Source organism: Candidatus Bathyarchaeota archaeon (genome assembly GCA_026014735.1).
Taxonomy (GTDB): domain Archaea; phylum Thermoproteota; class Bathyarchaeia; order Bathyarchaeales; family Bathycorpusculaceae; genus Bathycorpusculum.
In genome coordinates this window covers 371,021-384,857 of record JAOZHT010000003.1, presented here as the reverse complement: position 1 = coordinate 384,857, position 13,837 = coordinate 371,021, and the positions used below count along the sequence as shown (strand labels likewise).

Below are 13,837 nucleotides of genomic sequence, written 5' to 3'. Positions count from 1 at the left end.
GCAGCTACGGCGGGGCTTCGCCGATTTTTTTCAGCTGCAGATTATACATCTCCACGATTTCCTTGGAGGTGGTGGCGTCCTGGGGGCTCTTGTCGGTGCGGTAGTTGCCGGTGAAGCGTGGGAACCGGATTGCCATGCCGCTGCCCCTGCGGACTGCATCCATCGCTGCCATGTGGATGGGGCTAAGGGTGATTTCGGCGCCTAAAATCTCCAAAACCACCGCGGGCTCAAACCACACGTCGGCTTCCAGCGTGGATTTGACTCGGCTGTTTCGGCGTGGCACCACATGTTTTTGGAGCATTTCATGCAGCGTAACAAGGTCCTTGTCGGTGAAGCCTGTGCCGCATTTGGTGACCGTTTCGAAGGTGTCCTCCTCTGGGTTGTAGGTTGCCAGCAGCAGCGCGCCGTATGCGCCGACCCGTTTGCCTCTGCCATGAAACGCGCCGACCACCACCAAATCTACGGTGTCAGTCATTTCGCTACGGTAGTCTCGTTTGAATTTGATCCAGAGCCAGCCGCGGTTGCCCGCCTGATAGACGGAGTCGTCGCCGACGGATTTGCACATGACGCCCTCGCAGCCCTCCTCGATGGCTTCCTCAAAGAAATCCTCGAGTTCCCGGGGGCTCTTGACGGTTTTTTGTATGGCGGGTTTTAGGCGCTCGTTGGGTTTGATGGCTGCCAGTAGCCGCTTGCGCCGCTGGGGCAGGGGCTGCCGGGTGAGGTCTTCGCCGTCAACGAAGAGCAAGTCGAAGCTAAAAAGCGAAATGGGGTACTGGGTGATGGCTTCTTCGACGCCGTATTTGCGTCGTCGATGCATGAGTTCCTGGAAGGGCCGCATGTCGCCGGTTTCAAGGTCCATGGCGACGCATTCGGCTTCAAGGATAGCTTCTTTGGCAATGATTTGTCTGCGGATTAGCTCGACGGCGTCGGGGTACTGGCTGGAGATGTTTTCGAGGCGCCTTGAATAAAGCACCACTTTCTCGCCGCTCTTATGCGCCTGCACCCGCTCGCCATCATACTTGTACTCGGCTACGCATTTGCCGCCGAATTTCTCGAGTATCTCCTCGGGCGCGCCCAGCCGCTCCGCCAGCATGGGGCGTATGGGCTCAAAAACCATAACTTGGAATTTCTCGATGCCCTCCAAACCCTTCTCGGCGACGACGGATGCGACTCTGCCCAGATCCGAGGAGATGTTGTAGGCGCGCTCGATGGCTACCCGGTTTTCTTTGCCGCCGCCATAAGCAATCGCCAACGCATCCAGAACCGTCATGTCCGCGATGCCCAATCGCAGGTTCCCCGTGACTGTGCGGATAAGCCACTTAGCCTCTTTAGGCGAGGCGTCAGTGAGGAGCCCCGAGAGAAGCGCCATCTTGGTGTCCACGGCGCCGCTGCCCTCTGTCTTAGCCAGCCTATCCAGCGTCTCGTAAACGTGCTCGACGGTGAGGGCACGCTTGAAAAACGTGGATTGCTTGCGTTTGCTCAGCTGCTGCTCCGCGGTTTCGCCTATGTCGCCGCTTTTCTGTAGTTCCTTTTGGATTACGCTGCCGCTGCCGCCTGAGGCGCGTATGAGGGCTTTTATGGCGAGTTTCTCAGCTACGCCCATCTCGATGCCCATAAAGTCAGGGTAGAGCTTGCCCTGCGTTAAGTAAACCACCCGCGCAATCACCTCTTTTGGCGTCTTGCGTAGCAGCTCGACGAGGTGGTCGGTCATTTCGAGGCGCTTGGTGGTGGCTTCGATTCGCTCATAGGAGTCAGCGATAACTGCGTAATCCATCCGGTTCACAGGGAAAATACAGGCGGCACACCTATTAAAATCAAATTGCTCAATAGCCGAGCAGCAGTACCGTTCCACAAAAAACGAAAAGACGAGAGAGGCATAAGGTTTCTGCGAATGAAAACCCCTTGTAGGGCGGATGTTAGCCGACGGCCTTTTTCAAGTTATGTCTCCTTAGGAGTAAAACTCCAACTGCAACAAATAATACCACCAACAAAATAACCAATGCTATTTCGACTTCAGCCATAGATTCTGAAGCCGCAGTTGCGGGCTCGGCCTCAAGGGCTACTAAAAAATTGTCTTCTGAACCTATATAAATACGCCCCGCTGCTATTGCGGCGGATCCCTGGAAATGCAGGACATCGCCTAAGTTGTAACGCCATAATTTGATGCCTGTGGAAGCGTTAAATGCGTAGAGGTATCCATCGTCAGCGCCGACATAAACTACATCATCTGCCACGGCTGGAGAAAATTCAATGCCATACCCCTTTGAGGTTCGAACCGTATAGTTCCATATTTTTGCGCCAGTTGTCGCGTTGAAAGCAAAAAACTGTCCATCATTTCCCCCAACATAAACACATCCGTGTGCGATGGCAGGTGATGAGCCCATATACACTCTTGCATGCCATATCTCTTTGCCAGTGAGCGCATCAAGACAATAGAAGAGGTTATAGTCTCTTTTGGTTACATTAACACTACTAAAGTAAACGCAGCCATCTGAAACGGCGGGGGAAGACGCATAAATAATTCCCATTTGTACCTCCCATAATGGTTCGCCTGTATAGGCATCAAGAGCATAAAAATGAGTACCTGTTCCAAAATAAACAATCCCCTCTTTGATTGTAATGCCCGCTGATATTGTATCGTACAGCTCCCCGTAATCCCAGAGTTTCTCTGCCGAAGAAGCATTAAGAGCAATAACCATGTGACTGCTGTTTTCGTTTTCCCGAAACATCGTATAATAGATTCCGTTTGCTACCGCCACTGCCCTATCGCCCTGAAAACTCCATAATTCCGCACCCGTTGTAGCATTAAATGCTCCATGCGAAGTGTAGACAATGCCATTTTCAACAATCGGTGGCGGATCCCATTGTGCTCTTTGTCGCCAAATTATTTCGCCTGTAGAGGCATTGAGGGCGATCAAATCGTAACCTGTTAAGTATATAACGCCGTTTACTACAGAGGGGGATGTTACATCGCCCAGGGGGTCAGTTCTCCATACTTCGTTAACCATCGATTTTGGGCCGGAACTGTTTGTAGCTCCAGTGTGGGCTGGGTCATGCTGGTACATTGGCCAGTCTTCGTTTGCGGGGTTTGTTTGGGTTTGTGCTGTAATGTCTTGGGTTTCTATGCAGATGCAGGCTATTAGAAGAAAGATTAGCAAGAACGTTAAATTTTTTATTTTGTGCGTAGGGTATCTACCGATAGGGCTCTAGCGTTTTGGTGGATATATAATTTTACACTTAAGTGTTGCCGTGTTAGTTTTGAAAAAGAAAAAGATGCTTTTTTATGGGTCGCCGTATTCTGGGTTGGGAACTTGGCTGCCGCATTTCTGGCATTTGTAGCTGCGGATTTTGCGTTTTCGGCAGTCCATGCATCGGCTCTGGACTACGCTGGCTTCCGCAGTTTGAGCATTGCAGTCGTTGGCAGTTGCATAGGGAAAAAGCCGAAAACGCCATGAACAGGCAGCGCCGTTGCGCCCAGATAGGCATGTGCAGGCAGATTCTAATGTGGGCTAGGCGGATGTTGAGGGTATAAATAGAGGGGGGGTAGGAGGCAGCACACAGGAGCAGCCGGATGTTTTTGGGGTAGCCTGGTTTGCTTGGCTTGGCTGCGTAGCTTTTATTAAGGCACAGCGCCACTAAATGCCAAGCAAGGTGCATATGATATGCCATCGGTTAAAGTTGCATTAATCGGCGTGGGAAACTGCGCTTCATCGTTTGTTCAAGGCATCCAATATTACAGTAAACACGACAGCATGGGACTACGCAACGCAACGCTTGCGGGATTGGCGCCCAAGGACATCGAGGTTGTAGCGGCTTTTGACGTGGACAACGGAAAAGTCGGCAAAGACCTCGCAGAAGCCATATTCGCGGCGCCCAACAACGCCCCCAAAGTCTGCGACGTCCCCAAACTGGACGTGAAAGTAGCCAAGGGACCCCTGCTTGACGGCATCGGCGACTCAGCCAAAAACCTCATAACCCTCAGCCAAGAAGCCGACGTGGACCTGGCAAAAACGCTGAAAGCCTCCGGCGCACAAGCCGCCATAAACCTGCTGCCCAGCGGCGCAGCCAAAGCCACCGAAGCCTACGCCCAAGCCGCACTCACAGCGGGATGCGCATTCATCAACGCCACCCCCAACTTCATCGCCAGCAACCCAACATGGGCAGCAAAATACGCCTCAGCCGGTTTACCGCTGGTTGGCGATGACCTCGTCGACCAAGTCGGCTCAACCGCACTCCACAAAACCCTGCTGCGGCTCCTCAGCGAAAGCGGAGTCCACATAAACGAAACCTACCAGCTAGACGTCGGCGGAGGAACCGAATCCGTCGACACCATGGAACGCACCCGCGACACCAAACGCACCATCAAAACCCAATCCGTCGCCTCCGCGTTGCCCTACAAAACCGAAGTCGTCGCAGGCTCAACGGACTACGTGGATTTTCTGCAGAACAAACGCGACAGCTACTTCTTCATAAGCGGCAGCTACTTCTGCGATACACCCATGAAAATAGACCTTAAATTCCAAACCGTCGACGCCCCCAACGCAGGCTCAGTCCTATTTGACGTTGTCCGCGCAGTTAAAGTGGCGTTAGCTAACAAGCAAGCCGGTGCACTCGAAGCCGTTTGTGCCTATGGTTTTAAGCGTCCACCCAAGATGTTGACGCTTGAAGTTGCAGAGGCTGAATTCAAAAAATTCGTCGCTTAACTTAGCGTTAAAACGCCTTCTTTATTTTTTGTTTTAGATATCTGTATTAGGCAGTTTAGGGTTGCTTGCATAAGGTCCAATTATGGAATTCATGGACGTAGTCGCCACCCGAAAAAGCGTACGAGACTACCAAGACAAACCAGTTGAAGAAGACAAGATAACCCAGATTTTAGAGGCAGCAAGACAGGCGCCTTCCTGGGCTAATAAGCAAGGCACAAAATACATCATTGTCACTGACAAGAAACGAATCGAAGACTTAGCAAACATGTTTATGGGCTTCGTAAAAAAAGCACCGGCTGTTGTGGTCGCATGCGCTAACCCTAAAGATAGCGGTTCACGCAACGGCATGGACTACTACCTTGTTGACGTAGTAATTTCGATGCAGCAGCTGGTTTTAGCAGCGACAAACTTGGGTTTAGGCACATGCTGGATAGGCGGATTCGACGAAGACAAAGTTAAGAAGGCACTGGAAATTCCAGAGAACGTAAAGGTCGTTGCGTTAACGCCGCTTGGGTACATGTCAGGTGCAAGCATGAAAAACAAGTTCATACGCAACACAATGGTGTCAAGAAAGCCGCTGGAAGAGATGGTTCATAGAGAGAAATGGTAGCCCAGCTACTCTTTTTCCAGTTGAGCTATTACTTCCTCTCGGACCCCATTCTCCTGCAGCTTGTTTTTGAGTAAATCAATGGTTTTAACAGGTGTTGGGTCTGCTTTGCGTTCCACTGCAAAGTAAACACTCAAAAAGTCACCCACCACAACAGTGGAGAGCATCTTGGCAAGGCAGCTTTTACCTTGCACATGCAAATCAAAGGTGACGATGCCTACGCTTTCGATGATGGCTTTTGTGATGTCGATACGGCTTTCAATTTCGCCGGGTTCATCCTCGTCCCGTATGAAGATTATGCTGAACCATTTGCACTGTTCACCTTTACCTGACCAACCAACAATTTCGTTATGATCCAGCTCGGGGAAATATTCCCATTTCGCGGGAGACTTGCTGTTCTCGTTAAATTGCTGCTTAAACCTCTGCGCCACGCTACGATAGAAACCAAAACCATAAACAACTGGGGCTGAATCCCACAGAAAATGCGCGGTGTTCTTGGCAAAGTTATCGTTTTGGGGCTGCTGTGGACCATTTTCCTCAACTATCCGATCTAAAACTGTAAAGGTCTCTTCCAATTCCTCGGTTACACCCTTAACTAACCCAGCTTTCTCCATGTAAACCAGCAGAGGAACCAGCATGTAAGGCAACGCCACACGCGGAGGCATCCCGCCGGGAACCTGCAAAAAGGGCACTTCATGTTTTTTAGCAGCTTTAATCAACTCTCCGCCGCTGCTGACACAGAAAATCATGCAGCCACGCTTCAACGCATCCAGAAAGGCGCTTAATGATTCTTCAGTATCGCCAGAATAGCTTGAGACCACCACAAGCGTTTTTTTGTCAGCGTACTCAGGCAGATTGTACTCTCGATTAACCTCTAAGGGCACAATAAGCTTGTTTCTTGCCCAATCCTTGAGCAAATCCCCGCCGATTGCAGAGCCACCCATGCCTGCGATGATTATGTTATCTGGAACAGGGTAGTTTGCTTTGATTTTCTGTGCTATTTTTGTGGCTTCACGGTAATGTTTGGGTGCGTTGATGCAGAAATCTATCATGCCGCTTTTATCTACCGCACGGATTTCTTCGATTTCATCCAAAATGGTTTTTGTGGTCAAGAATGTATCCTCCAGTGACCCGCAGTTTTATATCTCCACACATACTTTTAAGCACAACGCAGACAACATCAAGCAGGAAACAAGCCATGGCTAAAAAGAAGCTCTCTATCGCTATTCCAGCATCCGTCATCTCGGATACGCCGCATCTACGCGAGAAAACCAGCAAAATCGGGTTAATCGCACGCGCAGCCGCCATCTTCCGAGTCGACGAAATCATCGTTTATCCCGACAACCCCAAAACCAACCAGCAAAGAGACCAAGAATTCATTGCCCTCATACTCAGCTACCTTGAAACGCCCCAGTACCTACGCAAAGCCCTCTTCAAACTCGACCCCGACCTCCAATACGCAGGCATCCTGCCGCCGCTACGCACCCCACATCACCCATTAAGCGGCAAAACCAAGCACCTGAAAATCGGCGAGTACCGCGAAGGCATCGTGCTCTCAGAGAACAAAGAGGGATTAACAGTAGATATTGGCGTGCAGCAACCCGCGCTTCTGCGGCAAAAACAGTTCCGCGTCGGCGAACGCTTAACACTGCAGGTGGTCAGCCTCGGCGAAGTCGTGGAGGTGCAGCCTGCAAACCGCGAGGAAGTGCCGATTTACTGGGGTTACCGGGTTACTGTGGAGAAACGCAGCTTTGGGCAACTCTCAAAAGAAGGCAACTTCGACCTCAAAGTGGCAACCGCAAAAATCGGCGACGCATTTGCTGATGTATCAGCCGGAATCGGGCAGAGGTGGCTGGGCAGCAGCCGCGTTTTAGTTGGGTTCGGAGCGCCATCGCGAGGTCTGCATGAAATAGTGGCTGACGAGGGCTTAGCGCTGGGGGCGCTTGCGGATTTTGTGGTTAACACGGTTCCGGATCAGGGCACGGTAACGGTTCGCGCGGAAGAGGCGCTGCTGGCAACGCTTGCAATCTTTAACGTCTACTTTAGTTACTGACTTAGGGCGGTTGCAGGGGGTTTTGGCTAAAGGAATAAATGTCGCCCTTGGATAGTTGTGAGTTCATGCCATCTCTTGACATAGCCATGCCTGTTGCCCTCTTCATTGTTATAGTTGCGGCTCTGTTTCTAAATCGCCGGGTTGAAAACAAATTAGTGGCTACGGTTGAGCAGAAACAATTCAAAAGCCGAGACATCCTCTTCCTCGCAGCATTCATCGTGGTTATGGTCTCCGTCATCGCCTACACATCCATGGTTAACCCAGGCGGTTTAATCCCCAACATCCTGCTTATCCTCTTTATGGCATCCTACACTACCCTGCTCTTCACCTTCAGCTACGTCTTCACCAAAACCAACAGGGCACGTGCACAAATCGTTTCAGCAATCTTCGGAGCAGCAAGCGTAATCGCGGGCATAGCATGTTTTCTGGCGCCCTTCAGCGATGCCTACACGATTATCCGAGCCGCCGCCTTCTTTGTGCTAGCTGGTCTCTGCTTTAGCGTCGTGATCTACGAAAAACTAAAAACGGTAACTAGACACCGCTGGTACATAGCTGCGCAGCCGCCTGCATTGTTTGTGATGCTGTTCCTATTCTTCGCCGTCCTCTACAATGGAACAGTGAACGTTTGGTTCCCGCTTCTGATGGATGTCTTCGCCTTCACCTTTGCCCTACTCATTATCCTCTACCTTTCCGCGCTCTTTAACTGGAAAACCGTTTGGATCTTCGCAGCTCTGCTGCCCATAGTTGACGTGATCCTGGTTTTCAGCGGACCCATGGTGGCTGCAGCACACACCTTCACGGGGCTGGGGCTACCAGTGCTGGTTTACCTGCCTAACATCCCGGTTATCTTAACCTCCGCCGGCGATATTGGTTTACGCGGTTTGGGGCTAGGTGACTTCTTCTTCGCAGGCATACTTGTAATTCAAACCGCCAAAAAATACGGCCAAAAAACAGGATTAATCGCGGCTGCAGCAATTGCGGTTTCATTCGGCATCTGGGAAGCTTTCCTACCAGACATATTCGCGCTCCTAAACATCGAGGGATTCCCCGCGACGGTATGCATCATCACGGGTTGGCTACCCATCGTGGCATGGAAAATGCTTACTACACGCAACCAGGCTAAAGCTTCTGCAGCTAAGGAACCTGCAGGGGCAGATGCAACTCAGCCAAATCTTTAAGCGCAGAACACTTAGAGCAAGCATCAGCAATTAAACGCCAGTCTAATAGCGAATAGAGGGTAAAGCCTAATGTTTATAGGATAATCTTGTTTTGCGTGGTTCTTCAAGCATCGAGCTTGGCCCTGTTATTTATGAGCAAAAATGCAGAGCGGAGCCAGAGCTAATTGCTGTTAAAGTGAAGAAAAGGTTTGGGAAAAATGGTTAAAAATAAGAGGTGGGCGTGTTTACCCGAATAGGGCGCCTAATCCTTCTAGTGCTGCTTCTTCTTTGGCTTTTTCTTCTTCTGCTTTCTTCTTCTTGTCTTCTACTGGAGCTGCTGCCTTGGCTTCTGCTGCTGGAGCTGCAACTGGAGCTGCTGCCATCATAGTTGGTGCTGCCTTGATTGCCTCATCAATGTTAACTTCACTGAGAGAAGCAACTAATGCTTTAACTTGAACTGCATCAACAGTAAGACCTGCTGCTTCGAGAACTTTAGTCACGGATGCCTCGTTGATTTCTTTACCTGCCTTGTGAAGGAGCATTGCTGCGTAAATGTTTTCCATACCTTTTCACCTCTTCATCGGAGTATTTTAACCTTTATGCTGGCCTAACCTGCCCCCATCGGAGGCTGGCTGTAACCTGAATTGGCAGTTCGGTCCGCCGAATCTTGCCGTTTAGAAGAATACCCAATAGCTTAAGAACCTTTCGTCCATGCATGAAGCGTCTGCATTTTTCTTCCATAACTTTATCGTGTGCGTAGCCTTTTTTCGACAACGCTCACCTGCGGAATCATCATCAGAGCCAAGGCTTTTTCCCTGTTATCTTCTTACATCCACCCGTCGCTAAAAAATTCTCCCAGTATTCATAACGCTTATCTTTATGGCACCCTCAACATTGCCGAATAACGAAAGGTAATGCAGCATGGGAAACATCACTGTTGCCGCACTGGGCACATTAGGCTACAGCGGCGGAATCGGCAAAAAAGGCACCTCCACAGACATCACCCTCTACGACGCCAAAAAAGGCGAAGCCACCCTCACCCTCATCGAGCCCACACGCTACCCCGAACGCCTCGCGCCCCTCTTCTATGCCTGCGCACTGGCAACCAAAGCACTTGTGGTAGTCGACGAGTTGACGGCGTCGCTGGGCGAGCAGCTTGTGATGCTTCAATGCAGCGGCATAAAAAGCGGCATCTTTGTGCTGCGCAACTACATCCCTAAAGAAAAAATCCTCCCCCTCATCAAAGGCACCCCAATCGAGGGCTTCGAATTCTTAGACGATAACCCGAACCTTATCCGGGAAAAACTGCTAGCAGAAGCAGCCCAGATACAGCCAGCGGGGGAAGAGCAATTCGGCACCACACCCGTGGACCATGCCTTCAACGTGAAGGGAGTGGGCGTGGTTGTCCTAGGCATAGTTACAAGTGGCTCAGTCAAAAAATATGCAAACTTAAACGTGCTGCCGGGATCCAAAACCGCGGTGGTGCGCTCCATCCAAAAGCACGACGATGAGTTCGAGCAGGCAAGCGTCGGCGACCGCGTGGGGTTCGCCCTCAAAAACGTGGAGGTACAGGATCTTGACCGCGGCACCGTCTTAACCAACGACCCCACGGTGAAAACCTCCAACAAGCTGCAGGTTACGGCTTCGCTGGTGAAGTACTGGCAGACCCCCCTTAAAGCAGGCATGGTTATGCATGTTGGCCACTGGGCGCAGTTTTTAACGGCTAAGGTAGAAGAAGCATCTGAAGGCACCGATTTCCGAAATGTTTCGCTGACTTTGGCGCTGGATAAGCCGCTGGTTTACCGGTCAGGCGACAGGGCAGTTTTGATGTATCTGGAAGGCGCGAAGCTGCGGGTAGCTGGAACCGTTGAGCTCACCTAGCATGCTGCTTGCCGCTTGAGATAGTTTGCAGTGGTTGTGTCGTATTTGCAGCATTTGCTTTTATAGGCGCTTGAGCTACTAGCTTACAGGTTATTGAAAAAACCATTTTTTAGGAGAAAATTTGTTTTGTCTAAAACATCAGGTGCATACAGAGCATTAGAAATTATTCTGGGATTGGTCGCTTTAGCAGTAGGCGTCTTGGCGCTGGTTTTCCCCACCGCTGTCGTGGTCACGTTGGTGGTATTCTTCGGCATCGCTTTGCTAATCATTGGCATACTTAGAGTGGCAACTGCGGCCTCTTCAAGCTGGACCTCAAGCAGTTCACGCAAAGCCAACGCAGCAATCGGCATACTAGCGATTATTTTCGGTGTGTTCATATTGTTTGTGCCGCTGTTTGCAACAGAAGTTCTAGTTATCCTCATCGGTATCGCGCTACTCATCTATGGCATAGGACGCATCGCAGTGGGCGGAGCAGCCGGCAACTTAAGCGGCGGATTACGGGGCATACTCATCGTCGTCGGCATACTCATCGCGGTATTCGCGTTAATCGTCATCTTCTTCCCGATAATAGGTGTATTCACGTACGCATTCTTCGTTTCAATCGCTTTCATCCTCATCGGCATCGACAGCATCGCATCCGGAATCGTCGGGTCACCGATGATGACCTAACACAGTTAAGTCCACACAAGATACGACCCGAAAAGGAACAGAACACTGACTATTGCCATTACAGCGCCTAAAAGCCAGCGGTTTTTACCCGCTGCTTTCCCCAGTTGTATCCCATACCAGGTGACCCATGTGACACCTAAGACATTGGAGAATACCCATGCGATAAACTTGTCTTCCAAAACAAGGAAGGGTAAAGCTAGCAGAAACCCCGCTACCATATAGATGCCGATTATCGAGAGCCAACCCATCGTCTCTTCCCTCGTCAGGAGCTTGTTTTCGGGGATGGAGGCGTTAGGCACGTTTGCCATGATTTCTTTAGCGATGGCTTCTTTGCCCTCATCATCAAAACCGGCTAGGACGGTATCGTTGAAGCTGTTTTTTAGTTGCCGCATAGCGTTTGCTCCATGTGCGCAGGCTTTGAACTCTATCAGTTTGCTTCGTGCTCGGTTGCGTTCCATGGAGCTGGAGATAGCGTAGATTAAGCCGTCGATGGTGCCCCAGGTGAAGCAGGCGCCCAGGTTAACGGCTACGATGTAGAGGAAACCTGTGTTTAAGTCGGAGAGGGCAACGTATCCATTTATTATTATCACCATTAAAACGGCAAAGGCTGCTTCGCCGGTGCGGTCTGTGTATGAGAGATATTTTGAAAACAAATCGGTCGTCCCTACGTTAGGGAAGACTAATCGGGCAGATAACAATTTTGGATTTTAAATCGGTTTGTGCCGCCCAATGAAAATTCTTAAGCCTCCATGCCATACGGTTAATTGATTGTTATGGTTTGTTCAAGAAAAATCGGTGCCGCCGCGGGGTTTGCAACGCCCATTGTTGCCTTCGCCTGCATCCTTTGCGCGATTGCAACTTATCCCCAGTTCAGCTGGGTCCATAACGCATTAAGCGATCTTGGCGTGGTTTCGGGTGTAACGGGCATCCTGTTTAATTTTGGATTGGTGGCCAGCGGGGTTTTAGGCTTTGTCTTCGCAGTTTTGGGCTTGTATGATTACTTGGGGGTTAGCCGCTTGGGGAAGGTTGGCGCGGGGTTTTTTGCCGCTGCCACGGTGGCGCTTGTCTTAATCGGCGTCTTCAACGAGCACTTCTCCCCCACGCACTACATTGTTTCAGTGGCGTTTTTTTCGCTTGTCCCCATCGCGCTCTTTATCCTTACCTGCGCCTGCTATCTGCAGGGCAAACATGCCGCGGCTGGGTTTAGCGTGATAATCGGTTTGGTTGCGGCGGTTCCCTGGATTCTGCAGCTAACTTTAGAGTTTGTTCCCCGAGTTGCTATCCCCGAAACCATCTCTGCAGCGGCGGTGTCGGCGTGGGCGATTGTGCTTTCCGCCCTGATGCTGAAGGAGAAAAGGCGCTAATCAGGCTGCAGGGTACTCCATTTTTTAATTATCCTGTAGCCGGCGTAGCCGACTAGAGCAAACACAAAAGCAAACCCAGCCCACGCAGCTGCTTGCCCCACTAAATTGGCATCTTGGCTTGCGGCGGCGACCTGCGCGTTAACTACCGAGAGAAGTGCGGAGAAAACAAGCCAAGCGGTGGGGGCAACGGATTTTTTATGCATATCAACCAGACTGATGTTGGAGGGTTTGTTTTTTAAGATCTTTGGTACAGATGTTTACTTCTTAAAATCCCGATACATCTGGGCGCAGCAAAACGGCGAATAAACCGCTTTGGCGCCGAGGGTTTTTGCGTACTGCACTGCCCCGGTGCTGGGGTAGGCGATGGCGTCCACGCCTGCTTTGAGGGCGAGCACGTCGGTTTGGTCTCGGTGTTTGCCTTTGGGGCGCATACAGCCCAGGGCAAGCGGGGTTTGGGGGAAGAGGGCGCGTGCGGCTGCGGCGACTCTGGCTATGCATAGAGGCGTGGGCGGGGGAGTTTGGGCCATGTCGGTTCCGGGGATGGGCATAAACGCGATGATGACGACTGCAGCGGGCCGGAGGGTCTGTTGGATGGTTTGGAGCGCGGCATATTCGCCGTCGAGTGCGCCGCCGTTTAATCCGACGATGACATGGGGGATAACCGGCAGCTTGGCGGCGTCGAGGGCTTTAAGCGAATCCGCGTAGCAGCGAAGGGAAACCTCGAGGCGCAGCACGTTTCGGATGGTTTGCTCTGAACCCAACACGTCGATTAATGCGGCATCCACCCCAGCGGCGGCGAGGGCAACGGCGGTTTCCGAGTCGACGATGCCGCTGTGCACAAAAACCGTTAAAGCCAATTCACGCTTAAACCGCGCCAAAACAGACGCAAACCCAGCCAGAGGCACCGAGCCATCGGGGAGGCAACCGCCGCTGACCAGCACACCCCTTGCGCCGCGGCTTTTGAGGTTAACGCCGAGGTTCCAGAGCTCGGTTGGCGTGGTGGCGGATTGCATGGTTTTTAGGACTTTTCCGCCGCAGTGCCGGCATCCCAGCGCGCAGGTGTTGCCCGTGACGGATATGGTGGGGAAAGCGGTTGTGGACGCGCAGAAATCGGGGGTTTGGTAGGGGCTGAAGCTGGGTGCGTAGAAGCGCACGGTGCCGGTTTGGGTTCGCAGGATATCTGAGTCCAGAAGCGCGGTGAGTTCGGGGTCGGGGAGGTTCCAGATCTGCTGGGCGGTGAGGGCATTCATGGGTGAGAAGGGGGCAGCGAACCTTAAGAGTCTATCATCGAGGTCTCTGTTGCTCGGCAGCCTCTACCCCCCCTCTATATATAGGCACATAGAGGCGACGTCTGCTGCACCACCGCTACCTCCCTCCCCTTATATAAAGCAGCCAACGGCAGA

Annotated in this window: 14 protein-coding genes; 7 read left to right on the top strand and 7 right to left on the bottom strand. The window is 51.5% G+C overall.

Translation table 11 applies throughout. The features are described 5' to 3' along the window. Positions 1 to 4 precede the first annotated feature (4 nt). The gene (locus NWE93_12275) at positions 5 to 1,774 is read right to left on the bottom strand and encodes an ATP-dependent DNA ligase (GenBank protein ID MCW4001006.1); all 1,770 of its coding nucleotides are present in this window, start codon (positions 1,772 to 1,774) and stop codon (positions 5 to 7) included. A gap of 142 nt (positions 1,775 to 1,916) precedes the next feature. Continuing rightward, on the bottom strand, positions 1,917 to 3,008 hold the full coding sequence (locus NWE93_12270) for a PQQ-binding-like beta-propeller repeat protein (protein MCW4001005.1): 1,092 nt from the start codon (positions 3,006 to 3,008) through the stop codon (positions 1,917 to 1,919). A gap of 654 nt (positions 3,009 to 3,662) precedes the next feature. Here NWE93_12270 and NWE93_12265 point away from each other — a divergent pair. Both NWE93_12265 and NWE93_12260 read left to right on the top strand, forming a co-directional pair. Continuing rightward, complete coding sequence (locus NWE93_12265) at positions 3,663 to 4,703, top strand: inositol-3-phosphate synthase (GenBank protein MCW4001004.1); 1,041 nt, start codon at positions 3,663 to 3,665, stop codon at positions 4,701 to 4,703. Between the two features lie 82 nt (positions 4,704 to 4,785). After that, positions 4,786 to 5,313: a nitroreductase family protein gene (locus NWE93_12260; GenBank protein ID MCW4001003.1), complete on the top strand. Its 528-nt coding sequence runs from the start codon at positions 4,786 to 4,788 to the stop codon at positions 5,311 to 5,313. Positions 5,314 to 5,318: 5 nt separating this feature from the next. On the opposite strand, the gene NWE93_12255 is transcribed toward NWE93_12260, so the two are convergent. Continuing rightward, the gene (locus NWE93_12255; protein ID MCW4001002.1) at positions 5,319 to 6,422 is read right to left on the bottom strand and encodes a bifunctional phosphoglucose/phosphomannose isomerase; all 1,104 of its coding nucleotides are present in this window, start codon (positions 6,420 to 6,422) and stop codon (positions 5,319 to 5,321) included. An 86-nt stretch (positions 6,423 to 6,508) separates the two neighbouring features. On the opposite strand from NWE93_12255, the gene NWE93_12250 reads away from it, so the two are divergent. Both NWE93_12250 and NWE93_12245 read left to right on the top strand, forming a co-directional pair. Beyond that, positions 6,509 to 7,363, top strand: a complete 855-nt coding sequence (locus NWE93_12250) for an RNA methyltransferase (protein MCW4001001.1) — start codon at positions 6,509 to 6,511, stop codon at positions 7,361 to 7,363. A 65-nt stretch (positions 7,364 to 7,428) separates the two neighbouring features. After that, the gene (locus tag NWE93_12245) at positions 7,429 to 8,541 is read left to right on the top strand and encodes a hypothetical protein (protein MCW4001000.1); all 1,113 of its coding nucleotides are present in this window, start codon (positions 7,429 to 7,431) and stop codon (positions 8,539 to 8,541) included. 224 nt (positions 8,542 to 8,765) lie between these two features. Here the strand turns inward: NWE93_12245 and rpl12p are convergent, their stop codons facing one another. Continuing rightward, complete coding sequence (gene rpl12p / locus NWE93_12240) at positions 8,766 to 9,083, bottom strand: 50S ribosomal protein P1 (protein ID MCW4000999.1); 318 nt, start codon at positions 9,081 to 9,083, stop codon at positions 8,766 to 8,768. 358 nt (positions 9,084 to 9,441) lie between these two features. On the opposite strand from rpl12p, the gene NWE93_12235 reads away from it, so the two are divergent. Together NWE93_12235 and NWE93_12230 are read left to right on the top strand one after the other, a co-directional pair. Next, a complete protein-coding gene (locus NWE93_12235) occupies positions 9,442 to 10,401 on the top strand; it encodes an EF-Tu/IF-2/RF-3 family GTPase (protein MCW4000998.1) in 960 nt (319 codons plus the stop codon). Between the two features lie 126 nt (positions 10,402 to 10,527). Then, positions 10,528 to 11,070: a DUF308 domain-containing protein gene (locus tag NWE93_12230; protein ID MCW4000997.1), complete on the top strand. Its 543-nt coding sequence runs from the start codon at positions 10,528 to 10,530 to the stop codon at positions 11,068 to 11,070. Between the two features lie 5 nt (positions 11,071 to 11,075). Here the strand turns inward: NWE93_12230 and NWE93_12225 are convergent, their stop codons facing one another. Further along, a complete protein-coding gene (locus NWE93_12225) occupies positions 11,076 to 11,723 on the bottom strand; it encodes a hypothetical protein (GenBank protein MCW4000996.1) in 648 nt (215 codons plus the stop codon). A gap of 120 nt (positions 11,724 to 11,843) precedes the next feature. Between NWE93_12225 and NWE93_12220 the strand changes: the two genes are divergently transcribed. Further along, the gene (locus NWE93_12220) at positions 11,844 to 12,434 is read left to right on the top strand and encodes a DUF998 domain-containing protein (GenBank protein MCW4000995.1); all 591 of its coding nucleotides are present in this window, start codon (positions 11,844 to 11,846) and stop codon (positions 12,432 to 12,434) included. Here the strand turns inward: NWE93_12220 and NWE93_12215 are convergent. Together NWE93_12215 and NWE93_12210 are read right to left on the bottom strand one after the other, a co-directional pair. After that, positions 12,431 to 12,637: a hypothetical protein gene (locus NWE93_12215; protein MCW4000994.1), complete on the bottom strand. Its 207-nt coding sequence runs from the start codon at positions 12,635 to 12,637 to the stop codon at positions 12,431 to 12,433. The two genes, NWE93_12220 and NWE93_12215, sit on opposite strands and share 4 nt — an antisense overlap. Positions 12,638 to 12,691: 54 nt before the next feature. Beyond that, the gene (locus NWE93_12210) at positions 12,692 to 13,684 is read right to left on the bottom strand and encodes a radical SAM protein (GenBank protein MCW4000993.1); all 993 of its coding nucleotides are present in this window, start codon (positions 13,682 to 13,684) and stop codon (positions 12,692 to 12,694) included. Positions 13,685 to 13,837: the final 153 nt, after the last annotated feature.